Origin of the sequence: Cognatundibacterium luofuense (assembly GCF_018139685.1) — a bacterium.
Taxonomy (GTDB): domain Bacteria; phylum Pseudomonadota; class Gammaproteobacteria; order Burkholderiales; family Burkholderiaceae_D; genus Undibacterium; species Undibacterium luofuense.
In genome coordinates this window covers 452,957-478,274 of record NZ_JAGSPN010000001.1, presented here as the reverse complement: position 1 = coordinate 478,274, position 25,318 = coordinate 452,957, and the positions used below count along the sequence as shown (strand labels likewise).

The window sequence follows — 25,318 nt, the reverse complement described above, 5'->3', positions numbered from 1 at the left end:
GCATGGAAATTTTACTCATCTCGGGCATTTCCGGTGCCGGTAAATCGGTCGCGCTGCGCGTGCTGGAAGATGCCAATTATTACTGCGTTGATAATCTGCCGCCGGGATTGTTGCCACAACTGGTGGAAACCCTGGTCACGGATAATCAGTTATCTGCCGCCATAGCAATTGATACCCGCAGCGCCAGCGGATTGCATTTTCTGCCGCAAACCATACAGATGCTGAAGAAAGAGGGTCACCATGTCAGGATTCTGTTTCTGACCGCCAGCACAGAATCTCTGGTCGCCCGTTTTTCTGAAACACGCCGCAGTCATCCTTTGTCACGCCGCCTGAATCTGGATATGAACCAGACGCCGACCAAAACCCTGACTGAATGTCTGGATGAGGAGCGCGACATTCTGGCGCCGATTCAGGGGCTGGCGCACGTGATCGACACCACCGATTTGCGTGCGAATCAGCTACGCGCATGGGTCAAAGATTTCATCGGCATCCCGAATATTCCTCTGGTGCTGATGTTTGAATCATTTGCGTTCAAACGCGGCGTTCCTCTGGATGCGGATCTGGTATTCGACGTCCGCATGCTGCCGAACCCGCATTACGATCTGGCTCTGCGTGATCTGACTGGACGTGATCAGCCGGTTGTTGATTTCCTTGAAAATCAGCCAATGGCGCATGAGATGTATCACGATATTCTGCAATTTCTGGAAAAATGGATTCCATCGTTCAAGAAAGATAACCGCAGCTATCTGACCGTGGCGATCGGCTGCACCGGCGGACAGCACCGTTCCGTGTTTATGGTGGAAAAACTGGCGCGGCATTTCGCGAAACTTGAAGATGTTCTGGTAAGGCACCGCCGTTTGCAATAAGCAAGCCATCGTATTTGCATAGTCTGATCTGAGCGGCGCACCGATGACAGTGCGCCGTTTTTTATTGCTGTTGCACACCATCGTACCGGAACTGACTTTGCTGCCCCGCATTGCCGGAAAATGCCTGTTTTGCGGAGTTCAGCACAGCAACTCCCCTGTCGTCGGCAGAAAGTCCGGACTTACGCTAATGGCCGATGACGATTTCTGCAGCATCCGACGTACGTGACTTCTGTTCCGGTTCAGGCGATGTCATTCCATCCGTTCCCTCAGTCGTCCTGTCGGTATCAGATATTCAAGGCGACGCTGGCAAAAAATCCAGCTTTCTCAGGAATTGTTCGAACGCAGGTTGCCATGCTGCCCGGTTACCGACAAAGCTGGCGTGACCATCTTCTTTATATGGCGGCAGTTGGACAAATTCGCCCTTGCCGCCCGCGCCGGTATACGCAGCAAGCCATTCAAGCGGCAGTTTTTTTCCCCAGAACTGATCGTTCTCGCTGTATAACCACAAGGTCGGCACCTTTGCCGTCGTACCGTAACTGCGGAACATTGCCGTCATCCGGTACGCGCTGCACGGAACACCGGGATGCCCGACCGGATCACCGCCACCACCGCCGGCAAAGTTCACTGCTGCCACCATGCCGGGCACCTCTCTGGCAGATAAAGCGATTGCCGTCGCTCCGCCAAAAGACTGGCCGACAACAATACCGCGCGCGGCGTTCACATAGGAATAGCCTGCAACGTGCTTCAGCACTGCGATGGTCTGATCGGCCGCTGCAGCATATGCAGGCGGGTACTGGCGGGAATCACAGCGGCCGGAGTCTTCCACATCCGGGCCGCCGGATTCGCCATAGCCGACACGGGTCGGCACCAGTACGGCAAATCCCAGAGAGACAAAATAGCGGGAGTTTTCTGAATAGCGCTGACGCTGCATACCAGCGAGATTGCCATTCGCAGGCCGGCCATGATTCAGCACCAGATACGGCGCATTCATGCGCTGATCGTCCCGAAAAACCGTTACTTTGATTCGCTGACTGACTTCCTGACCATATATATTCCTGACGCTGACCGGCACCTCGATAACTTCCTCGATAACGGTTGCGGTGGCATGTGCGGACATCAGCAAAAAAAGCAGCGACAAGCCGCATTGTTTCAACATCGTTTCACTCCTGAGTCATGGCTGATGATTAGAACTCATTTCATAAATAGCCACGAGTGCGAACGCGAGGTGCCGGGAGGCAGTGCGCGGCGCCGTTGCGCAGCACAGGCTGGTGCCTGTGCAAGCGACGCAACAAAGCAATGCGCCCGGCACCTCCGTTCCCGGAGGGTTTGCCTCATAGCGCACGCTGGACAGCGTTGGACGCGTTGTAAATAGCGCCGCTATTTACTGCCTTGTCCGCCTTGCCAGCCTGCGCTATGAGGCAAACGCATCTCGCGGGTATTTATGAAATGAGTTCTAGGCTCATCGCGCCCCGGCGGTATCACTTCAACACGGCCAGAGGCTATCTGCCGGCACGTAATTGCCCGTTTCCGTGCCAAATGCGGAGTTCAGCACAGCAACTCCTCTGTCGTCGGCAGAAAGTCCGGACTTTCAAAAAGCGCTGATGACGATATTTGCATAGCTTTCACATTCATCACAAGCATGAGGCGATAAAAAACCGCCGGTGAGTTCACACCAGCGGTTTGTCTTTTTGATGCCGCTTCGCAGTTACAGCATAACAACCTGACGCATTTTACGTGCTGTGTAAGCAAGGAAAATGACTGTCAACGCCGTTGCGGCAACCCATGAAACGCCGACTGCTGTCCAGTCCAGACTGGCTCCTTTGAGGATTTTGCCCAGCATCTGATTCTGTGTCAGCACGGGAACCCATGCTGTCCATGCCGGCTCACGTCCCGGGAACATAACCGGTACCAGAGAAATCATCGGAATGATCATCGTGGTCAGCTGCGTACGAATCTGCGCTTCTTTGAAGCTCTTGCAACTCAGCGACAGTGCAATCTGTATCGCCGACACCATCGCTACCAGCGGTGTCAGCACCAGCATGAAATAACCGGCATCGCGCAGGCCGAACTGAAATTCTGCCTTCAGAGTTTCATTCTGAATCAGCGCCTGCGTCGGGAAAAAGCTCAGTATTGTCAGCGCCAGCACTGCCATACCGACCAGCGTGACTGCCAGCCATTTACCGAGCGCCAACTGCACACCACCCACCGGATTCATCATCAGCGGTTCCAGCGATCCGCGTTCGCGTTCACCGGCTGTCGTGTCAATCGATGCATACATACCACCCACCACAATCGCCATCAGCACCATCATCGGCAGCATTTCCGTCACGGTGGCACGGCGCTCTTCCGCCGCCCGCAAATACACTTCCTTCACTTCCACACGCTGCAGCAAATCACTGGAAATACCACGCATGGTCAGATCAGCAATCATGGTTTCCTGTGCAAAACCCTCCAGCAGACGGCGCAAAGGACGTAAGCCGAATTCTGCGCTGCGGTTCGCTGTGTCATACGCGATTTTCAAAGTGACTTTTTCGCCATGGAGAAAGCGCTGTTCCGCATCTTCCGGCACCAGCAACACCGGCAGACTCAGTTCTTTACTGCGTGATTTCTGTTCGTAATCAGCAGGCGCTTTTAAGATGGTATAGCCCTGACGCTGAATGAAATTTTCCAGCTGTGGCGCATGTTCCATACCCACCGCCATGACTTCACGCCGCTCTTCCTGCCCTTCCACCTGCGACAAAACCACCGAAAAAATCAGCAGCATCAGCGGCACACCGAACAGCGAAGTCGCCAATGCTGTCAGCAGCGTACGTTTGTCGCGCAATGCATCTTTCAGTTCTTTCAGAACAATCGTGAAACCCACGCTCATACTGCCTCCTTGTGCTGATGCGACTGACCTGCAAATGCCAGCGATACAAATGCATCTTCAAAATCCTGATGTCCGGACAACTGCTTCAGCTGTGTCACAGTTCCCTCCGCCACATTGCGGCCGCCAGCCACAATCACCACGTGATCACACAAACGCTCCACTTCCTGCATGATGTGGGTGGACACGATAATGCACTTGCCGCCACCCTGCGGTGATTTCAGGAATAACAAAAATTCACGCAGGGCACGGGTTGCCACCACATCCAGGCCATTGGTCGGCTCATCAAGAATAATGTTTTTCGGATCATGTACCAGAGCACGGGCCAGCGCAGTTTTCATGCGTTCACCCTGGCTGAATCCTTCTGTACGACGGTCCAGTAAAGGCTGCATTTCCAGCCATTGCGCCAGCTGTTCAATACGCTGTTCCGTCTGCTCTGCACTCAGTCCGTGCAAACGGCCGTAGTAGCGGATGTTTTCGCGGGCAGTCAGACGCGGATACAGTCCGCGTGCATCGGATAACACGCCCATTTGCGACTGCGTGGCGTAACTGCCCGGTGTCACCGCTGCGCCATCCACCAGAATATTGCCGCTGTCAGATGGCAGCAGCGCAGCAATCATACGCAGCGTGGTTGTTTTTCCGGCGCCGTTCGCGCCGAGCAATCCGGTAATCGCGCCATCTTCCGCACGGAAGCTGACGCCGTTGACTGCCTTGACCAGTTCCTGCTGTTTTTTCATCAGACCCAGTGAGCGCAAAACCTGACGCCAGTCTGCTGTCGCCTGCGCTCCCTGACGGATGAAATGTTTATTGAGATCTTCAACAACAATCATGGCTGCACCTCCGACTTCGCCTGCACCGGCATCCAGGCCATCGGGCGCGGAATTTGTTTAACGCAACGCTGGTTCACTGCCAGCGCCTCTTTTTCATCTTTTGCATGAATGAAGCGATAGTTCACATCACGAATACATGCATTCATTAACATACCGTGTCCGGCGTGCTGCACACTGATATGTACCGTTTTCGCTCCCAGTGCTTTTGCAACCGCATCACCGTGGCGGGTTGGTGTAACCGGATCAATACCGCCACTCAGCAGCAGCACAGGCACAGGTGCAGGCGGAACAGAGTAAAATGCTTCAGGCACTTTGGCCCGTGGCCAGTTTTTACAGATGCGCTGATAATTTTCTTCGGCATTCTGCAGGAAGACACTGCCATCATTTTTCGGTGCCGGACGCTGCAAGGCTTCGCTGCACCAGACTGCATAGTGCATACCGAAACTCATACTGGCTGCACCCGGCAAATTACCGCCGCCGCTCATCGTCACCAGCGGCAGGAAATCTCCGTGTGCTGCACGGCTGATCGCGAACGGCAGCATTGCTGTCTGCGCCGGTACATATAAGGTTCGCTGTACCATTCCGATCACGGACGATGGTGTGATGGTCACTGTCTGCATCTGACCTGTACGGGGATGCTGGAGGCTGACTTTTTGCGGCGGGCTCTGCAGCAGACGATTCCATTGAGCGCGGACATCCGGATAGGCTTGCTTACAGGCTTTATCCTGCTCACAGAAAGCAAAGACGCCGTCCAGTGCCACGGCGGTATCTTCGGCAGGTAAGCGCATGTCCGGCGGTACAACACCATCCAGCACCAGGCGTCTTACCTGTGAAGGAAACTGGCGCAGATACTCAAGCCCGACGCGGGTACCGTAAGAAACACCAACCAGATTAATTTGCCCGTAACCCTGCTGACGACGCACCGCTTCCAGATCATTCACCGCAATACTGGTGATGTACTGATCGAGCTGACCATGCGGCAGTTTTTGTAACCTTGTCCGGCATTGCTCCATGCGCTGATACATGGTGTCATCGTCGCCGTTGAAATCATCTTTTTCCAGCTCGGGGCATTGCAGACTGGCACTCTTACCGGTGCCGCGCTGATCAACGAATACCAGATCACGACGTTTATTAAGGCGCGACAGCATGCCATTGCCGGCACCGGCTAACTGGATAGCACTCTGCCCCGGCCCGCCTGCTAATAAAAACACGGCATCCGGCAGTTTATTTTTATCCTGCGACGGCAGAACAACGTAATGAATATCGATTCTCTGACCGGAAGGCTGAGCGGGATTCAGTGGCTGTTGCACGACACCGCAACGCACTTCCTGTGGGAAATCCGGGTGGCGGCATGCTGTGGTTTGTGCAGCCGCGACACCGGAAAACAACAGACCGGACAGTAACCAGCCTGTGCGTGAAATAGCAGACAAGTGAAACTCCCTGTGTTGATACAAAACAAGGAGTGTAATTCATGCTTATTTTCTTAACTATGAAAATCTGTGCTGATGTGCAACATAAAACAACGGCCTCAGAGCGAACTGTCTTGCACCAGCGTTGTCAGCAAACTGCGAACCGGTGCAGGCAGCGCCAGCGTATCCGCTTGCTCAGGAGAAGCAATGCTGTATCTGCTTTCAGCCACTTGCGGCAACCAGCGGGAGCCCTCAGCAATCACCGGAAAAATCTGCAGCCGGAAGTGCGTAAATACATGTTCGAAATCGGGCAACAGGCGAACTGACTGCACCTCTGTGAATTTTTCTGCAAAAGCGCTGACGGCATTTGTATCCGGTTCAAACAATGCATCATCCGCCAGTTGCATACCGCCAATTTCCGGCAGCGACAGCAAACCACCCCAGATACCGGATGGCGGACGCTGCTCGAGCAGCACCTGTCCGTTTACCATGACGACCGGCATCAATACCCGCTTGCTCGGTACTGCTTTCTTGGGTTTGCGTACTGGTAACTCCGCAGTCAGCTGCTCACGATTGGCAACACAATGCGGCTGTAACGGACAAAGCATGCATACCGGTTTGCTCCGTGTGCACACTGTTGCGCCAAGATCCATCAGGCCCTGGGTGTAAGCATCGATTCCTTCGGCTGGCAACAGGCTGTCTGCAAGCAACCAGAGCTGATCCTCCACAGGCTTATTACCGGGATATTCGCGGATACCGAACACACGCGCAAACACCCGCTTCACGTTGCCATCCATAATCGCAGCACGGGTACCGTAGGAAAAAGCACTGATCGCAGCAGCAGTAGAACGACCGATACCCGGCAATGCCTGTAACAGCACAGGATCAGCCGGAAATTCCCCCCGATAAGTTGCAACCACTTCCTGCGCACACCGGTGCAGATTGCGCGCACGGGTGTAATAGCCCAGGCCTGCCCACAATGCCATCACATCTTCAATGGGTGCCTCAGCGAGGCTGAACACATCGGGAAAGCGCTGCAAAAAGCGCTCGTAATAGGGAATTACCGCCGTTACCTGTGTCTGTTGCAGCATAATTTCCGACAGCCAGACACGGTAAGCAGTACGGTTTTTCTGCCAGGGTAAATCGTGACGGCCATGCACACGCTGCCACTGAACAACACGATCGCCTAAAGAAGGCCCGTCAGAAAAAAAACTGGCGGCTGTTGCCGCCAGATCAGGATGTAAAACTGTCATACCAAATCAGGCTGCGACACGCATAGGGTTTAAGTCTGCAGCCAGCGCAGTGCGTAACTGCGTTTCAAGTTCAGACATTTTTTGCTTCTGCGCATCCAGCTCAGCCTGAATACTTTCAAAGCTGGCGATTTTATCTTCAAGGCTGTCAGTCGCAACGTGAATACGCTGAATCGATTGCATACGATTTTTCAGTTGCAGCTTATGTTCACGTATCTGTGCCTCTAACGGTGCCATCACCACTTTCTGCCATGCCTCTACATCTTTATTGGCTTGAAGAAAGTTTTGTTTAATACGCGCGGCAATCGAATCGAAGAATTTATGCATCAGCGTAGTACGGGTCTGCGGCAATATCGTCACGATATTAAACTGCTTCTGGAAAACCAGTTCGATCGCATCCAGTTCTTCGACATACTTATCCAGCGAAAAAGACATCGGTGCGGACAGCGCCAGTCCGTGTTCGGTAGAGAACTTACGGTACATCACGCCCATCATTTCTGAAATTTCATCCGTCTTCTTGTTAGACTGAATCAGATTTGCACGGGCACGGGAAAAGAATTGTTTGACTGCATCCAGCAATCCCAGCGATGTGCGGCTTTTTTCCATCGCTTCGCGGGTCTGACGCACTTCCTCACGCAGAATATCCATACCCAGTGTTGTGAACACTTCGGTAGATAAACGGGTAAAGACGGAACGCGTACCTTGCATGCGGATCAGGCTTGCATCGAATTCTTTTTTCTCGGCATCAACACGTTTCATCATGTGCTCGATGACATTCATGTTTTTACCGCGCAGGCTTTTCAGTTCCAGCATCTGCTCAATGACATTGCGACTGCGGGATGCCAGCATTGCCTGCTGTGTACCGACAATTTCATTGACTTCACTGGTCAGTTGCCCGCGGATAATATCCTGCTTGGCGGGAATCAGTTCTTTTGACAATGCGTGTTCCAGCGCCGGCAAACGGCTGCGCGCCAGTAATGGTGCATCTTTATTAATTTTTGCGACCAGACCTTTTTGCGCAGAAACCGGGAAAACCTGCTTCTCTTCCAGACCCAGTGTATGTGCGACAGTTTCTACCTGACGCTTCAGCTGCCCATCAACTTCTTCTTTGGTACGCAGCTCATCCCACATGCTGTCAATTTTGTTCAGCACAACCAGACGACCGAGCCCGTTACCGATATGGTTACGCCAGACATCAATGTCGCTCTTGGTTACACCGGTATCAGCTGCCAGAATGAACAATACTGCATGTGCGTTCGGAATCAGGTTCAGCGTCAGTTCCGGTTCGGTACCGATAGCATTCAGTCCCGGCGTATCAACAATAATCAGACCCTCTTTGAGTAAAGGGTGAGGGAAATTCACAACCGCATGACGCCACTGAGAAATTTCAACCAGTCCGTTTTCATCAACTTCAAGTGCGGCATCCGGGTCCTGTTCGTCAAACAGGCCATATTGTTTTGCCACATCCACGCTGACTTTTTTTGTCAGGCTAACCTGCCGGAACGCATCCAGCATTCCGTCACCTGACTGCACATCCAGCGGCAACACTTTCCAGACATGATTCTGTCCTTTGTATTCACTGGTGGATTGTGCTTCCGCACGGGTTTCGATTGGCAGCAAACGAATGCATGGCGGCACCGTTTCGTCATACATCAGCTCTGTCGGACACATGGTGGTGCGGCCTGCGGATGACGGCAATATGCGCTGACCGTAATCCGCAAAGAATATCGCATTGATCAGTTCAGACTTGCCGCGGGAAAATTCAGCGACAAATGCGATGGATAACTTATCGTCGACCAAACGTTCTGACAGGCGCGAGAGACGCTGATCTGTCGCCTGATCCGCCAGATCAGAACCACTGATCCAGGCGCGATAGTCCTGCAGTGCACGGGCCACGCCTTTGCGCCACTCACTGTATTCCTGGAAATTGCGAACCAGACTACTCATGTTTCCCTCTGATATTTTTTACTATCCCAAGTATATATGTAAGCGTGGCAAAAAATGCGCATTTCTCCTCTGAGCGGTGCACAGCCGTCGCATTCTTTCCGCAAAGTATCATTTTTGACAATGCTTACAGAAGAAGCTGCTGCGCTGTCCCTGCACAATACGCTGCACAGGGTGTGCGCAAATCCGGCAAGGCTGTGCTTCACGGTCATACACAAAATAACTTTGCTGAAAATAACCGCTTTGTCCGTCGACACCAATAAAGTCTTTCAATGTGCTGCCGCCCTGCTGAATCGCTGCTGCCAGCGTTTCACGAATCGCCTGAGCCAGTAACTGATAACTTTTTCTGCTGATCTTGCTTGCCGGTTTTTCAGGATGAATACCTGCTTTAAATAAACTCTCACAAGCATAAATATTACCGACGCCTACAACGATATCGCCGGCCAGCAACACCTGCTTAATTGCGGACTGTCGTTTGCGAGTAGCCTGATACAACACTTCTCCGTCAAAGCCATCATCCAGCGGTTCCACGCCCAGCTTTTTCAGTAACGCATGTTGCGCCAGCGGCAATGTATCTGCCGCATCATGCCAAAGCACTGCACCGAAACGGCGCGGATCCGTCATGCGGACTGCCTGCTCGCCAAACACAATATCCAGATGATCATGCTTTTCGGCGGGGCTACCGCGCGGCACCACCCGTAAATGACCAGACATACCAAGATGAATCAGCAAAGTGCCGTGCTCAAAGTGAAGCAGCAGATATTTACCGCGTCGTCCGGTGTGCTGTACGGTTTTGTTTTCCAGTAGCGCTGGCAACTGAGGCGGAAATGGCCAGCGCAAGCCTGCGCGGCGCATGACGACGGCTGTTACGGTTTTTCCGCTGATATGGGGATCAACACCCAGACGCGTTACTTCAACTTCCGGTAATTCCGGCATTTTCACTCCTTTTATTGCAGACCCGACAGTCTGAAAGTTTGTCCGAGTCTATCCGGCAGTACCAAAAAGACAGACAAAAAACATTTACAATCCGGCACAAGTCATTGAATACTGTTATTCACAATACAGCGTACAATCGGTCAGCTTATTTTTTATCGGATCTGCTTTGAATACCACTTTTGCACCCTTCAAACCTGCACTTTCAGCATTTCGCCCGATCAGTGCAATCGCCAGCTTACTGCTCCTGAGCGCCTGTGCAACGACTGGTCAGCAAAGGGCTCTGCAACCTGAAGATGCACACCATGCCCGTGATGCAGCAACTGCGGCACTGTCCACACCGGCTCCCGGTGGCAAAACAGCGAACACTATTGCTGTAGCGGAGGAAAAGCTGCCGAACGTCCGTCTGACCGATGAACTTTTTTACAAAATTCTGGCGTCCGAAATCGCTTTCCAGCGCGGGCAATGGCAACCGTCGTACGTCACTTTACTGTCCGTTGCTCAGCAAACACGTGATCCGCGTATTGCCAAACGCGCCATGGAAATGGCCCTTGCAGCCAGACAGCCCGGCGAAGCGCTCTCTGCAATTCGACTGTGGCGCGAATTATCACCTGAATCCAACGAAGCGACACAATACTACCTCGGCTTTATGCTGACTAACGGCGAGCTGGATGAAATCAAATCCGTCTACAGCCAGAAACTTGCAGAAAGTCAGCCTGCACAGCGCGGCATCCTGATGCTGCAGGCTCAGCGCCTGCTTTCCCGCGCAAAAGACAAACAAGCAGCATTAGCTGCGCTCGATCAGATTGTTGCACCATATCAGTCCGGTCCTGATGCCAAAGTCGCACAGGCACAGGCGGCGCTGAATGCAGGTGACAAAGCCCGCGCCATTCGTGAAGCGCGCCAGGTACTGACGTTGAAACCTGATTCTGAACTGGCAATTCTGACTATTGCACAAGCGTCTGCACCTGCCGAAGCAATTCCTGAACTTCAGACATTTATCGATAAAAATCCCGCTGCACAAGATCTGCGAATTGCGCTGGCCAGCCTGCTGATTGAGCAAAAACGTTATGCAGACGCCTCCGCTCAATTCAAACTGATCCTTCGTGACAAACCGGAAGACACCAACGCAACATACACACTCGCAGTACTGGCACTGGAACAACATCAGCTGGATGAGGCAGAAGCCGGCTTTATCCGCTATCTGCAACTGAGTGAGCAAAAAAGCGAAGAGCGCGATCTGACAATGGCGTATCTGAACCTTGCCCGCATTGCTTACGAAAGAAAAAATCCGCAGCAAGCTCAGGAATGGCTGGCAAAAGTAGATGCGATGGATGGACGCAATCCTGCGTGGTTTGGCGTACAACTGCGCCGTGCCAGTTTGTATGCACGCATGGGTAATCTCCCACAAGCCAGGGATATCCTGCACACCACGACTGCCGGCAGCGAATCCGAAGAAATTCAACTGATTCAGACTGAAGCGCAGTTACTGCGTGACAGTGGCAGCGTGCTGGAAACGGTGGAAGTCTTGCGACAAGGCATTAAGCGTTTTCCGAATGCCAGCGATCTGATGTATGACTATGCAATGGTGCTGGAAAGCCAGCAGAATTTCACAGAAATGGAGGCACAGTTGCGTAAAGTCATCCAACTGGCCCCTGATAATCAGCATGCTTACAATGCGCTGGGTTACTCATTTGCAGATAGAAATATCCGTCTGGATGAAGCAACTTCACTGATTGAGAAAGCAAATCAGCTTGCGCCGGAAGATCCGTATATTCTGGACAGCCTTGGCTGGGTTTACTTCCGTAAGGGTGATCATGCAAAAGCGGAAGAAATTCTTCGTAAAGCATTCAGCATGCGCACCGACCCTGAAATCGCAGCGCATCTGGGCGAGGTTCTTTGGGTAAAAGGGGATCAGTCAACTGCTCTGCAGATATGGCGTGACGCTTTGAAAAAAGATGCAACCAATCAGTCGCTGCGCAATACCCTTGACCGTCTGAAAGTTCAATTGTGATTCTTGTTCCGGTGGCGTAAATCACCGGAAATCTAAGCTATGCCAAGCATTTTTTCCCGACCGCTGCCATCAATGATGGCAGTTATTTTCTGTGCTATTTCACTCTCCGGATGTCAGAGTCTTTCACCGGTGGCGCATGTTCAGAAAAACATCAATCAAACCGCCGAACAGTCAGATGCATTCAGTTGCTCCGGAAAATTATTTATCCGGTATAACATCCAGGGGAAACCGCAACAATTTCCCGGAAGATTTGACTGGTCACAGCAAAAAGACAAACTGGAAATACAAATATACTCACCGGTAGGTCAGACCATTGCGCGCGTTACTGAACAACCGGAACAGGCTTCGCTGGAACAACCGGGCAAACCTGCTATTGTTTCTGCCAATCTGGATCAGTTACTGGAAGAAGTACTGCGCTATCCCTTACCAGCGAGCGGTATGAAAGGCTGGTTGCAGGGGAAAATTAAAAACGCTGACGGCCAATTCATACTGCTCAATCCGGAAGACCAGAGCCTGGAGCAAAGTGGCTGGAAGTTGCGCTTTGCCAGTTGGTATGCTGCGGGAAAACCCAAACGAATTGATATCAGCGGTTATACAGAACAAGCAGGTGAAGTCATAATACAAATCGTTCTCGAAGCTGAAGATTAAACAACATGACTCTTTCCCTGACCCGTTGCCCGGCACCTGCAAAACTGAATCTTTTTTTGCATGTGAACGGACGCAGATCCGACGGCTATCACCTGCTGCAAACAGTATTTCAGCTGATTGATCACAGTGATTATCTGGATGCAGAAGTTACTGATGACGGATGCATCACCCGAACCAATGATGTTCCTGGCGTACCGGAAGACAGTGACTTAATCGTCAGGGCCGCACGCCTGCTGCAACAGCATACAAATAGCCAACTCGGTGCCCGACTGACTCTGCATAAAACACTTCCTATGGGAGGTGGCCTCGGAGGCGGGTCATCAGATGCGGCAACCACACTGATGGCGCTGAACGCATTATGGCAAACCGGCCTCAGTCAGCAGGAACTCATGCGCATCAGTGTGCAACTCGGTGCAGACGTACCATTTTTCCTGTTTGGTGAAAATGCATTTGCTGAAGGTATCGGCGAGGAATTACAGCCGGTACAGACGCCGGATTGCTGGTACGTTGTAATTGAACCCGGAGTGCATGTACCGACCCCTGCAATTTTCAGCTCCGACCTGTTGACAAGGGACACCAAACCCGTCAAAATAACGGACTTTCCTGCTGACGAATTCGTTAAATGGAAAAATGATCTGCAGTCAGTAGCTTGCCTGCTGTATCCGGAAGTAGATAAAGCCGTTAAATGGCTAAATCAGTTCGGAGCAGCAAAAATGACAGGGTCCGGAGCGTGTGTGTTTTGCGCTGTTTCTGATGAATCAGAAGCCGATAAAATTATTACACAGCACGAGGGCAACTGGAAATTATGGAAAGCGAAATCACTGAACATTCATCCGATGATGAAAAAACTGCAGACAAAAGATTGATTCTGAAGCGAATTTCGTGATAAAATAATCGAAGTTCTGCTAGCAGAAAACAGGTTTTAGTGTAGGGGAATCGCCAAGCTGGTTAAGGCACCGGATTTTGATTCCGGCATGCAAAGGTTCGAATCCTTTTTCCCCTGCCAACATACAGAAAGCCGCCGCATACTTTGTGCGGCGGCTTTTTCAGTTTTTGCTTTTGATGATTTGTCGTATAGACTCAGACATCATCCTCACCGTATATTCAGCCGATAGGTCCCGCCATGGCAAACGCGCGCGTCAACGACAACATGATGGTCTTCACTGGTAACGCTAATCCGACTCTTGCAGCCGGTGTTGCCAAGCAATTAGGTATTCCGCTCGGAAAAGCCGATGTTTCTAAATTTTCTGACGGCGAAGTTGCTGTGGAGATTAACGAGAATGTTCGTGGTAAAGACGTTTTCGTACTGCAGTCGACCTGCGCTCCGACCAATGACAACCTGATGGAACTTATGCTGATGGTTGATGCACTGAAACGTGCATCTGCTGGTCGTATTACCGCAGCCATCCCTTACTTCGGTTACGCACGTCAGGATCGTCGTCCGCGCTCTGCGCGTGTGGCAATTTCTGCAAAAGTTGTTGCTAACATGCTGGAAGAAGCCGGCGTTGACCGCGTTCTGATTATGGATCTGCATGCAGATCAGATTCAGGGTTTCTTCGACATTCCTGTTGATAACATCTATGCATCCCCGATTCTGCTCGGCGATCTGGTTGCAAAAAATTACGAAGATCTGCTGGTTGTTTCGCCAGACGTTGGTGGTGTTGTTCGCGCTCGTGCGCTGGCAAAACGCCTGAACTGCGATCTGGCAATCATCGACAAACGTCGCCCTAAAGCGAACGTTTCTGAAGTGATGAACATCATCGGTGAAGTCGAAGGCCGTAACTGCGTCATTATGGATGACATGGTCGACACAGCCGGTACACTGGTAAAAGCTGCTGAAGTTCTGAAAGAACGCGGCGCGAAGAAAGTACTGGCTTACTGTACACACCCGGTATTGTCCGGCCCGGCAGTGGATCGTATTTCCAATTCCCCGCTGGATGAACTGGTCGTTACCGACACTATCCCGCTGACAGCCGCTGCACGCGCTTGCAGCAAAATCCGTCAACTGTCCTGTGACAGCTTGCTGGCAGAAACATTCCGCCGTATCACTAAAGGTGAATCGGTCATGTCTCTGTTCACTGATTAATTACACAAAGCATTCTTGCGCCGTCCGGTTCGGGCGGCGCTTTTTTTGCGGCCCTGGTCGCGGGGCCGTTTCACCGCAAGCATTGCTTGCACAATTTGGAGTTACACCATGAAAATCACAGCATTCGCACGCAAAGAGCAGGGGACCGGAGCGAGCCGCCGCCTGCGCCGCGCTGGCCAGACACCAGGCATCATCTACGGTGGCACAGAAGCCCCTGTAGCAATCACTCTGGATCACAACGCACTGTTCCACGCACTGCGTAAAGAAGCATTCCACGCTTCTATCCTGGATATGGAAGTAGATGGCAAAGTAGAAAAAGTTCTGCTGCGCGACTTCCAGATGCACGCTTTCAAACAAATGGTTATGCACGCTGACTTCCAACGTGTTGACATGACACAGAAGATCACTGTCAAAGTACCTCTGCACTTTGTTAACGCAGAAGTATCTCCAGCAGTTAAACTGTCTTCCGCTCTGATCAGCCACGTAGCGAACGACGTTGAAGTTTCCTGCCTGCCAGCAGATCTGCCAGAATTCATCGAAGTAGACCTGTCCAAGATCGAAGCTGGTCAGTCTGTCCACGCTGCTGATCTGGTTCTGCCAGCTGGTGTTACCGTTGTTCACGGTGACGCAACTGTTGCTAACGCAGCTGCTTAATCTGTTTATTCAGATTTCCGGAAAAGCCAGCCTTGTGCTGGCTTTTTTGTTTTTCTGAGCACTTATACTGCATTTACAGTTACCACAGTTTTTCCTTCCTGCCTCCCTTTTCACTTCCCTTCCCTGTTCCGTTTTTCGTCACCACACAATGACTAAAGTCTGGTCCCGACAATCGATCAGCGATAGCATACATCCGTCCTTACTCAGTTGTGCGGATATCCGGATTTATGATTAAACTGACAGGCTGTCATCAACTTGTCTGCACCGGCGATTCTGCCTGTCCAACGGAGCTACTCAGAATGAAATGGAAAACCGCGCTGCTGAGCGCCGCAATACTAAGTATTTGTGCCATCCCTGCCAGTCAGGCTCAGATTGCAGCAGGAATACGTTACGACACCAGCTTTCCGATTATCAGCCCTGTATATGGAAAAAGTGGCATGGTTGTCAGCGAGCAGGCACTGGCATCACAGGCTGGGCTGGATATTCTGCAACGTGGCGGAAATGCGATTGATGCTGCTATTGCAACCGGTTTTGCACTGGCTGTTGTTTTACCAAACGCCGGTAACATCGGCGGTGGCGGCTTTATGCTGGTGCATGACGCCCGCAGCGGGAAGCAGGTAGCACTGGATTTTCGTGAACTGGCACCACGCAGCGCGAAGCGTGATTTGTATCTGGACAGTCAGGGTAATGTCATCCCAGAAAAGTCTACCTACAGTCATCAGGCAGTAGGCATTCCGGGAACAGTTGCAGGTCTGGAGCTGGCGCATAAACGCTTTGGCAGTCTGCCTTGGGCGCAACTGCTTGCACCCGCGATACGCCTCGCAGAACAAGGCTTTACGGTCAGCCCCCATCTTGCCAGTCTGCTTGCAGCGGAAGCTGGTCATCTTGGTAAATGGCCCGCTGGTCGCGCAATCTTCTTCCGCAATCAGCAAGCTTTACAGGCAGGTGAATTGTTAAAACAGACAGATCTGGCGAAGTCCTTGCGACTGATTGCACGCGATGGCGCAAAAGCATTTTACGAAGGAGAGATTGCACAGAAAATCGCTGCAGAAATGAAGGCGCATGACGGGCTGATCACACTGGACGATTTGCGTGCATACCGTGCAGCAGAACGGGTGCCGGTACGCGGTGATTATCGTGGCTATCAGGTCGTATCCATGCCGCCGCCAAGTTCCGGCGGTGTACACATTGTGCAAATGCTCAATATGCTGGAACACTTCCCGCTGCGCGAACAGGGTCATAACAGCGCTGCGACTCTCCATCAGATGAGTGAAATCATGAAACGCGCGTATGCAGACCGTGCGGAGTATCTGGGAGATCCGGATCATGTCAAAGTGCCTGTTCAGGCGCTGACGAGTAAAGCTTACGCGGCCACACAGGTGCAACAAATTTCACAGGACAAGGCAACACCATCCGCTGAGATTCGCGCCGGCAAACTGCAACCCTACGAAAGCGATCAGACTACGCATTACAGCGTGGCCGATAAGTATGGCAATGTGGTCAGCACCACTTACACGCTGAATCTGAATTTCGGCAGCGGCATCGTTGCCAGCGGTACCGGCATCTTGCTGAACAATGAAATGGATGATTTTTCCGTTAAACCGGGTGTACCGAATGCCTTCGGACTGGTTGGTGGTGAGGCAAATGCCGTAGGAGCATGGAAACGGCCATTAAGCTCCATGTCGCCGACACTGGTTTTACAAAACGGTAAGCCCGTTATTGCAACCGGCAGTCCGGGTGGTAGCCGCATTATCACCACTGTTTTGCAAACACTGGTCAATATGATCGACTTTGGCATGAATCCCGCCGAAGCGGCTGTAGCGCCGCGTATTCATCAGCAGTGGCTGCCGGACCAGTTGCGCTATGAACCGGGCATCAGCGCAGATACCTTGCGTTTGCTGGCGCAACGCGGACAAAACCTGCAACCCGCTCAGGTGATGGGGAAAACACAGACGATACAGATGACTCCGAAAGGACTGGCGGGTTTTTCCGACCCGCGTAATCCGGATGGTAAAGCTGCGGGATATTAAAAAAAATGGACAAACAGACTCCCGCGTATGCGGAAACTGTTTGTCCGGAAAACTTAAAACCAATCAGAACTTGTGGTTCAAGCGCACTGAAACAAATCTTCCGCGCGGATCACCCTGAGTGATATCGAAAAAGCTGGTCGAGGAATCCCAGGATGGTTTTCGATTCAGCAGATTCTGTACGACCAGGCTGACGCTTGTCGTTGCATTAATTTTTCTGGTTGTTGTGAGATCCCACGTAGACCAGGCATCAACATGCTCATTCTGAGCCGTGGTCTGGCGATAGCCGCCTGTATAGCTCCAGATCAGCGCGTGCTGCCAGTCACCAGACTCCCAGCCAGCACTGCTGACACCGCGCAGACGCGGAATCGAACCGAAATAATTTGTCCCGACGCCATTTGTCAGTGCAGCTCCGGTTGTCAAAGGTTCGGCAAAGCGCAGTACATAGCTGAGCTGACCGCTGAGCTTCAGCGTTCCCCACTGCTGCAGATTCTGACGGTGGCGAATATCAATATCAAAACCCGCAACCTCACGGTTTCCCTGATTACGATACTGACGATACAAGGTTGTAATACGCCCTTGTTCATCACGCAGCACTTTACCCGGCACACTGAATTCATTACTGATAATCGTATCCGCGCTCTCCGTACCGATCACGCCCTTCTGGGTAATCTGATAGTAATCAATCCCGATACTGGTGTTCTGATCCGGTGCGATCACCACGCCCAGATTCAGGTTGTCCGAATGCTCTGGCTGCAATGCAGGATTTGCAATTGTGATATTCGTCACGCCACGCGGCTGATTCGGTGACACCGGATCGCGCGGATCCAGCACCCCACCGTAGCTGACGGTGGTGCTGCAGGTGATCTCTGGGAAAGACGGTGCACGGAAACCCCGTGACACTGTTCCGCGCAATAACAACCAGTCTGCCGCCTGATAACGTATCGCTAATTTCGGAGAAAATGCATTACCGAAATCGCTGTAGTGATCATAACGGCCTGCGACATTGGCGCTCAGATTTTTCGTCAGCGGCACACTGAACTCAGCAAACAACGCCGAAACATCCCGCTGACCATTAATGATATTAATTGCCGGACGCAACTCCGTCCCGCTCAGCACTGCGGTCGAGGTCTGACTATTCATAGATTCACGACGCCACTGCACACCACCTGCAAAACCTAATGGTCCTGCCGGTAACTGCAATAACTCTTTCGTCGCAGAGAAATCTATAGTGCTGAGTCCGGCATCTGCCGGGCGGCGTGTTGAGAGTCGTAAACGATTCCTGGCTTCTTCTGTGTTTTGCGCCTGATTCGCAAAGTTATAACTACCATCTGCCAGCACTTGCTGAAACGCATACCGGTTAACAAAGTTCAACACGGTTTCTACCATCACACTGGCGGACTGACCTGCAGACAGATCCCAGTCCCAGCCTGCGTTATATCCCTTAATACCTGCCAGAGCACGGTAAAAAGTCACCCGATCTGTTTTCATGCGCGGGCCGAGATCAAATAAGGTACTGGTAAATGCCAGTGGCGTGGTTCCCGGATTCGACGGATTACCCGGCGGCAGAATAACAGGGATCGTTTCGAGAGACTGTGTGCCATTATTCCATGCGCGCAGACTGCTCGATACCGTCAGCGGCGCACTGAAGGTCTGATCGGCTCGAGAATATCCCCACAGCCAGTCGGCATAGGCTTCCGTATCGTCATTGATTTTCAGTTTTCCTGATAATGCGGTGTGAACACGCTCAATGCCAGGAATCAGCGTTTTATACGGTGCAGGATTATAGGCGAGCACATTCCCGCTCTTGCCGGGTGTAATCGCGCCGTATGGCAGCACTTGCAAAGGTCCCTGTGCATTGCCAAGCCAGCGCGTAGGATCGGTACCGAGGTAATTCGTCGGTACCCAGGCCAGCGTACCGTTCTGCTGAGAGCGAAAATCAGCATCGCGTAGCCAACTGACATCACTTTGCTGCAACTTACCGCGTTTTTGTGCATCAACGGAAAATACCAGACTATAGCCATCTTCTGCCAGTTTGCCACGACCTGTCTGAAATAAAGCGCTCTGCTCTGTCTGTCCGGTTCCCGTTACCGACGAACCGGCCTGAACCGACAGCTCACTGCCCTGAAATTCTCTGGCGAGAATAATGTTAACAACACCAGCCACCGCATCCGAACCATATACAGAAGATGCACCATCTTTCAAAACTTCAATACGCTGTACGGCGGCCAGCGGCAGGCTGTTCAGATCCACAAATACTTCCTGAGTATTTTGTGCAGTCGCATAACTGCTGACGCGCTTGCCATTTACCAGAATCAGCGTATTTTTTTGTCCGATCCCACGTAAAGACAAGCCTGACGTACCCGCAGAGAAACTGCCGGTATATTGTTCGTTGTAGCTATTACCGCTGTTGGCAGAAATCGCACGCAGTACCTCAGCGACACTGGTTTTACCACTGTCGCGTAAGTCTTTGGCCGAAATCACCTGAACGGCAGCAGCACCCTCTTTCTGGCTGACGCGGATATGAGAGCCGGTAATTTCAACTCTCTCAGCTTCCTGAGCATGGGAATAAACAGGAAATGCGGCAGCCAGTGCCAGCGCAATACGTAATGGACGATAGTTTGTTTGCATAGCAGTCTCAGACAAAGGAATGTGTCAGGAAAAAGAAAGCCTCTTCCCTGGCTGACTTAACAGCCGGGACACGGATTAAAAAAACGATGAGGAAAAGAAATGCCGGCAATCAGCCGACGGGCACGCTCAGGTGCGACACATCATGTGCAGCAGGCGGCGATGAAGGAATGAAACACGGAGGAACAAAATTGGATGGTGCAGCATAGATGATTTTTTGCATTTATCATTTCCTGCCCGATGCGGGTAAGCACGGGCCAGCAAAGCACTCATATCCGGTCCGGAAGTAAGGCTCTGGAAACGATAAACGCAGATTACTTGCGGTTATTCATGGAAATGCATCCTAACGGTGCAAACCGGAATATCAAACGAATAAAAAATAAGTTGTATATACCGTTTATGCGTCAATCCGGCGCAAAAATGAAGTTTTCTGCAGAAATTACAAGCCATGCATTTCGGAAGCACATCAGACCGAAGGCAGCGGAACGGATATCAATGCACTCTCCGTCAGTATCATTTGCAAGGGCAAGTCATGCGGTTCCGCAGCAAATTCCGCTGCCGCCTGCGCATAAGCAATTCCGACAGCAATCGCCTCCGGCATGCCTGCCAGCGTACGGTCATAAAATCCGCCACCGTATCCCAGCCGGTACGCATGCTGATTAAAACCGACGCAAGGCACCAGCAGCATTTCAGGCTGTATCAGTTTTTCTTTATCTGCTGGTAAAGGGATGCCGTATTCATCGAGATCCATTGCGTCGCCCTGCTGCCATGCGAGAAATTTCAGCGGCGTGTTTTTTCCCACGACCCACGGCAGCGCCAGCTGTATGCCCATCGCTGTGATTTGCGGATACCAGTCGCGCAAATCGGGTTCTGCCTGTATTGGCCAGTACACTGCTAGACTGGATGGCTGGCGTTGCTGCAACCAGTGCAGCAACGCTTCCGCTATCTGCGCATCCCACAGGCGGCGCTGTTCCGCAGCCACAGATTTTCTCGCCCGCAGCAATGTGCTGCGTAAGGCTTTGCGCTGATTCGCCGGATTCGTCGCTTCAGAGTGTGCGTCAGGGTTTGCCTGTGTCATACTGTTAAGAATCGTTTTACTCATGATCAAAAAATGGCTGTCAAATTCTGGCTCAGCGCACTGAGCGTCACGATGTTAGCAGGTTTTCACATGTCCGCTGCACAAGCGGCTACAAGCAATAAAACGCTGGTCAATGATGATGACAGGCTGATGGCGCTGCGGGAAGCAGCGTTTCACGATGACAGCCAGTCGGCGGATCAGTATGCGGCGCAGCTTGGTAACTATGATATTCCGTCGTATGTGGATTACTACCGCCTGCGGGCGCGCATGGCGAAAGCCAGCAATGCCGAGTACCGCGAATTCATACAGAAATACGAAGGCAGTGCCATTGCTGACCGCGCCCGTAATGACTGGCTGCTGATGCTGGGACGGCGCGGCGAATGGGATTTATTTGATCAGCAATATCCGCAATTCGTGGTGGCTGATGATAATCAGCTACGCTGCTACGCCGTGCTATCACGCGCCACCAAATTACAAAAAGTGGCGCAGGATGCCAAAGCCTTGCTGAACAGCCCGAAAGACTACGGCGAAGGTTGCTACAGCATGCTGAATTACATGTACCAGAACCAGCAACTGGATGCAGGTTTTGTGTATTTCCAGTTAAGGATGGCCGCAGAAAACGGTGCACTGCCGCTGGCACTGCGCCTCGGAAAGCTTCTCGATATTCCGGAAAAGAAAATCAGCGAAGCATTTGAAAAGCCGGCTGTACTGATGAAAAAAGGTCCGGAGCAAAACAAAGTCTCGCGTGAATTATTTCTGGCAGCGCTGGCACGTCTGGCAAAAAATGATCCGGAGGAAGCAGCACAGGCTCTGTCACGCTACAGTGCGCGTCTGACGGAACATGAAAGAGCGAATGGCTGGGCACTGATCGCGCTGCAATCGGCGTACAAACTGGAGCCGGATGCAATCGGTTACTGGACCCGCGCTGACGGTGCGGATCTGACGCAGGAAGCCTACCAATGGCGAGTGCGCTCTGCATTACGTGAAACCGACTGGAAACTGGTACGTCAGGGCATACTCGCGATGCCAGCCAGTCTGCGCAATGATCCGGCATGGACTTACTGGCTGGGCCGCGCCTACAAGGCTGAAGGTCGCAATGATGAAGCGGGCAAACTGTTCAGCAGCATCGCCGATCAGCACCATTTTTACGGCCAGTTAGCAACAGAAGAAAGCGGCAGGAAAATCGGCGTACCACCGGCTGGTCGTCCGGTCAGTGCAGAAGAACTGGCGCAGACAGAAAAAAATCCCGGCCTGCAAAGGGCGCTGCGCTTTTACAGCATGAACCTGCGTACCGAAGGCACGCGCGAATGGAACTGGGAATTGCGCCGCATGACTGAGCGTCAGATTCTGGTTGCAGCGGAACTGGCACGTCAGAATCAGTTACTGGACCGTATGGTCAACACCTCAGACCGTACCCGTGGCGAAACCGATTTCGGCCAGCGCTTTCCAACCCCGTTCAGCGACAGCATGTACCGTATGACCAGCTCACTCGGTCTGGACATGGCCTGGGTGTATGGTCTGATCCGTCAGGAATCGCGCTTTGTGATGACGGCAAAATCGCATGTCGGCGCGTCCGGCCTGATGCAAATCATGCCTGCGACAGCACGTTATGTTGCTAAAAAAATCGGGCTCAGCGACTTCTTACCGCATCAGGTGAATGACATCGACACCAATATTCAGCTCGGTACCAATTACCTGAACATGGTGCTGACTGATCTCGGCGGCTCGCAGGCGCTGGCTTCAGCCGCCTACAATGCAGGGCCGGGTCGTCCGCGTGCGTGGCGCGCCAAACTCAGCAAGCCGGTGGAAGGAGCGATTTTTGCAGAAACCATTCCTTTTCAGGAAACCCGTGGCTATGTCAAAAACGTGCTGTCGAATGCGACTTACTATGCCGCTATCCTTGAGAAAAAACCACAGTCACTGAAAGCCCGTCTGGGTGTGGTCGTGCCGAAAGGAATGTCCGCCAGCGATGCCGATTTACCTGATGACAGGAAATTCTGATGCAAGAAACCGCAATTCACCCCGCTATTGCCGCGTTGATGAAAGATCAGCGCCCTTCACTGAAACTGGTGATCGGCAATAAAAATTACTCTTCGTGGTCTATGCGTCCGTGGGTAGTGATGCGCGCCTTTGGCATTCCGTTTGAAGAAATCCGTATTCTGCTTGGTCAGGGCGATACCACCAGCAAAATTGCTGACTATTCACTGGCCGGTAAAGTGCCGGTGCTGATCGCGAATGAACATGTGATCTGGGATTCACTGGCAATTTGCGAATATCTGGCAGAACAGTTTTCGATACTGAATCTGTGGCCGCAGGATGTGCTGGCGCGTGCCCATGCACGCAGTATCTGCGCTGAAATGCATTCCGGTTTTTCTTCGCTGCGCTTTGATATGCCGATGAATATCAAAGGCCGCTTCCCTGGCAAAGGCCGTACGATGGGTGCGCAGGCGGACATCGGGCGCATTTGTGAAATCTGGGAAGACTGTCTGGCACGTTACGGTGCGCATGGTTATCTGTTCGGTGCGTTTTCGATTGCCGATGCGTATTTTGCGCCGGTCGTCATGCGTTTCCGCACCTACGGCGTCGCGCTGGCACCGGCGCTCGAAGCCTATGCTGACCGTGTGATTGCCCACCCTGCCGTCGCCCACTGGATACACGGCGCCGAAATGGAAACCGAAACACTGCCTATGCATGATGCGCGGATTGAAAGGCAGGGTGAATGAAGATTTATCAGGTTGGCGGCGCAGTGCGTGACCGCTTACTGGGCTTACCGGTGCAGGATGTCGATTATGTGGTTGTCGGCAGTACACCGGAAGCCATGCTGGCTGCCGGTTACAGACCGGTTGGCAAAGACTTTCCGGTTTTCCTGCATCCACGCAGCCATGAAGAATATGCACTGGCCCGTACCGAAAGAAAAACCGCAGCCGGTTACAAAGGTTTTGCGTTTTACACCGATGCGTCGGTGACGCTGGAAGAAGATTTAATCCGCCGCGATCTGACGATTAATGCGATGGCGCTCGGCGACGACGGTCAGATTATTGATCCTTACGGCGGACAAGCCGATCTGGCTGCGCGCGTTCTGCGCCATGTGTCGCCGGCGTTTGAAGAAGATCCGGTAAGGATATTGCGGCTGGCGCGCTTCGCCGCCCGTTTTTCTGCGCCTGGTCAGGAATTCAGCGTGGCACCGGAAACCATGCAGCTGATGCGGAATATGGTCGCCGCTGGCGAAGTGGATGCACTGGTTCCGGAGCGGGTGTGGCAGGAAATTGCACGCGGCCTGATGGAACAGCGTCCGTCGCGCATGATAGAAATTTTAAAAGAATGCGGTGCCCTGGCACGCTTGCTACCGGAGTTACTGCGTTTGTGGGGTGTGCCGCAACCTTTGCATTACCATCCGGAAGGCGATACCGGCGTGCATTGCATGCTGGTGGTCGATCAGGCCGCGCAGCGCGGCTATCCGCTGGCTGTGCGCTTTGCGGCGCTGCTGCATGATCTGGGCAAAGGCGTCACCGATCCTGCTGCCTGGCCTGCCCATCACGGGCATGAAGCACTGGGTGTGCCGCTGACGGATGCTGTTTGCCAGCGCCTGCGCGTACCGGCAGATTGCCGCGATCTGGCCGTCATGACGACCCGTGAACACGGCGTCTGCGGTCAGGCTGCGATACTGCGTCCGGCCACGATTGCGGATTTATTTCAGCGCTGCGATGCTTACCGCAAGCCTGACCGTTTCCGCGCGATGTTGCTAGCGATTGAATGTGATTATTGCGGACGCACCGGTTATGAAACCCGCGAATTCCGCCAGAAAGCCTTGCTGGAAGCGGCTTTGCAGGCTGCACTGAGTGTGGATGCCGGGGCTGTGGCGAAAGCTTGTACAACGCCGGCACGCATTCCGGAAGCGGTACGCAGCGCAAGAATCGATGCAATCCGCGCATGGCGGAAAAGCACGGACTTGCCGACCGGCGAAGACGACGGCGCAGTCTGCGCTGCTTCCTGATACCGAGCCTGTTGCATCGCAGCAAAATATTCGCTGACGCAGCGCAATCCGGCTGCTATTCTGGAGCAATTACTCGGTGGTACGGACTTTT

General features: G+C 52.5%; 19 protein-coding genes and 1 tRNA gene. 11 read left to right on the top strand and 9 right to left on the bottom strand.

What is annotated here, in order from left to right; translation table 11 throughout:
* The first annotated feature begins 2 nt into the window (after positions 1 to 2).
* Positions 3 to 866 (top strand): RNase adapter RapZ, encoded by an 864-nt coding sequence (rapZ, locus tag KDM89_RS02175; RefSeq protein ID WP_212686285.1) that lies wholly within the window; start codon positions 3 to 5, stop codon positions 864 to 866.
* 292 nt (positions 867 to 1,158) lie between these two features.
* On the opposite strand, the gene KDM89_RS02170 is transcribed toward rapZ, so the two are convergent.
* The 7 genes from KDM89_RS02170 to mutM form a co-directional block, all read right to left on the bottom strand.
* Entirely contained in the window at positions 1,159 to 2,022 is an 864-nt protein-coding gene (locus KDM89_RS02170) for a dienelactone hydrolase family protein (RefSeq protein WP_212686284.1), read from the bottom strand.
* 549 nt (positions 2,023 to 2,571) lie between these two features.
* Entirely contained in the window at positions 2,572 to 3,735 is a 1,164-nt protein-coding gene (locus tag KDM89_RS02165; protein WP_212686283.1) for an ABC transporter permease, read from the bottom strand.
* Complete coding sequence (locus KDM89_RS02160) at positions 3,732 to 4,562, bottom strand: ABC transporter ATP-binding protein (protein WP_212686282.1); 831 nt, start codon at positions 4,560 to 4,562, stop codon at positions 3,732 to 3,734. Before KDM89_RS02160 ends, KDM89_RS02165 begins: the two co-directional genes overlap by 4 nt.
* Positions 4,559 to 5,992 (bottom strand): alpha/beta hydrolase, encoded by a 1,434-nt coding sequence (locus tag KDM89_RS02155; protein ID WP_212686281.1) that lies wholly within the window; start codon positions 5,990 to 5,992, stop codon positions 4,559 to 4,561. Before KDM89_RS02155 ends, KDM89_RS02160 begins: the two co-directional genes overlap by 4 nt.
* Positions 5,993 to 6,090: 98 nt before the next feature.
* Complete coding sequence (mutY, locus tag KDM89_RS02150) at positions 6,091 to 7,224, bottom strand: A/G-specific adenine glycosylase (RefSeq protein ID WP_212686280.1); 1,134 nt, start codon at positions 7,222 to 7,224, stop codon at positions 6,091 to 6,093.
* A 6-nt stretch (positions 7,225 to 7,230) separates the two neighbouring features.
* Positions 7,231 to 9,168: a dynamin family protein gene (locus KDM89_RS02145; RefSeq protein WP_212686279.1), complete on the bottom strand. Its 1,938-nt coding sequence runs from the start codon at positions 9,166 to 9,168 to the stop codon at positions 7,231 to 7,233.
* Positions 9,169 to 9,276: 108 nt separating this feature from the next.
* Entirely contained in the window at positions 9,277 to 10,101 is an 825-nt protein-coding gene (gene mutM, locus KDM89_RS02140) for a bifunctional DNA-formamidopyrimidine glycosylase/DNA-(apurinic or apyrimidinic site) lyase (RefSeq protein WP_212686278.1), read from the bottom strand.
* A gap of 166 nt (positions 10,102 to 10,267) precedes the next feature.
* Between mutM and KDM89_RS02135 the strand changes: the two genes are divergently transcribed.
* The 7 genes from KDM89_RS02135 (at position 10,268) to ggt (ending at position 17,530) form a co-directional block, all read left to right on the top strand.
* Positions 10,268 to 12,112: a tetratricopeptide repeat protein gene (locus KDM89_RS02135; protein WP_212686277.1), complete on the top strand. Its 1,845-nt coding sequence runs from the start codon at positions 10,268 to 10,270 to the stop codon at positions 12,110 to 12,112.
* A 72-nt stretch (positions 12,113 to 12,184) separates the two neighbouring features.
* The gene (locus tag KDM89_RS02130) at positions 12,185 to 12,760 is read left to right on the top strand and encodes an outer membrane lipoprotein LolB (RefSeq protein ID WP_212686276.1); all 576 of its coding nucleotides are present in this window, start codon (positions 12,185 to 12,187) and stop codon (positions 12,758 to 12,760) included.
* A gap of 5 nt (positions 12,761 to 12,765) precedes the next feature.
* A complete protein-coding gene (gene ispE / locus KDM89_RS02125) occupies positions 12,766 to 13,626 on the top strand; it encodes a 4-(cytidine 5'-diphospho)-2-C-methyl-D-erythritol kinase (RefSeq protein ID WP_212686275.1) in 861 nt (286 codons plus the stop codon).
* 63 nt (positions 13,627 to 13,689) lie between these two features.
* A tRNA-Gln gene (locus tag KDM89_RS02120) sits at positions 13,690 to 13,766 on the top strand.
* Between the two features lie 117 nt (positions 13,767 to 13,883).
* Positions 13,884 to 14,846, top strand: coding sequence for a ribose-phosphate pyrophosphokinase (locus KDM89_RS02115; protein ID WP_189357114.1), 963 nt, complete (start codon positions 13,884 to 13,886; stop codon positions 14,844 to 14,846).
* Positions 14,847 to 14,954: 108 nt separating this feature from the next.
* Entirely contained in the window at positions 14,955 to 15,500 is a 546-nt protein-coding gene (locus tag KDM89_RS02110) for a 50S ribosomal protein L25/general stress protein Ctc (protein WP_212686274.1), read from the top strand.
* Between the two features lie 299 nt (positions 15,501 to 15,799).
* Positions 15,800 to 17,530: a gamma-glutamyltransferase gene (gene ggt, locus KDM89_RS02105; protein ID WP_212686273.1), complete on the top strand. Its 1,731-nt coding sequence runs from the start codon at positions 15,800 to 15,802 to the stop codon at positions 17,528 to 17,530.
* A gap of 63 nt (positions 17,531 to 17,593) precedes the next feature.
* Here ggt and KDM89_RS02100 read toward each other — a convergent pair whose 3' ends face one another.
* Entirely contained in the window at positions 17,594 to 20,158 is a 2,565-nt protein-coding gene (locus tag KDM89_RS02100; protein WP_212686272.1) for a TonB-dependent receptor, read from the bottom strand.
* Positions 20,159 to 20,621: 463 nt separating this feature from the next.
* Complete coding sequence (locus KDM89_RS02095) at positions 20,622 to 21,257, bottom strand: 5-formyltetrahydrofolate cyclo-ligase (RefSeq protein WP_230427619.1); 636 nt, start codon at positions 21,255 to 21,257, stop codon at positions 20,622 to 20,624.
* Positions 21,258 to 21,266: 9 nt separating this feature from the next.
* Between KDM89_RS02095 and KDM89_RS02090 the strand changes: the two genes are divergently transcribed.
* Genes KDM89_RS02090 through KDM89_RS02080 form a run of 3 tightly spaced genes read left to right on the top strand, consistent with a single transcriptional unit; the run spans position 21,267 to position 25,227 of the window.
* Positions 21,267 to 23,234, top strand: a complete 1,968-nt coding sequence (locus tag KDM89_RS02090; RefSeq protein WP_212686271.1) for a lytic transglycosylase domain-containing protein — start codon at positions 21,267 to 21,269, stop codon at positions 23,232 to 23,234.
* Positions 23,234 to 23,956 (top strand): glutathione S-transferase family protein, encoded by a 723-nt coding sequence (locus KDM89_RS02085; protein ID WP_212686270.1) that lies wholly within the window; start codon positions 23,234 to 23,236, stop codon positions 23,954 to 23,956. The genes KDM89_RS02090 and KDM89_RS02085 overlap by 1 nt, the downstream gene beginning before the upstream one ends.
* Positions 23,953 to 25,227, top strand: coding sequence for a multifunctional CCA addition/repair protein (locus KDM89_RS02080; RefSeq protein WP_212686269.1), 1,275 nt, complete (start codon positions 23,953 to 23,955; stop codon positions 25,225 to 25,227). Before KDM89_RS02085 ends, KDM89_RS02080 begins: the two co-directional genes overlap by 4 nt.
* Positions 25,228 to 25,318: the final 91 nt, after the last annotated feature.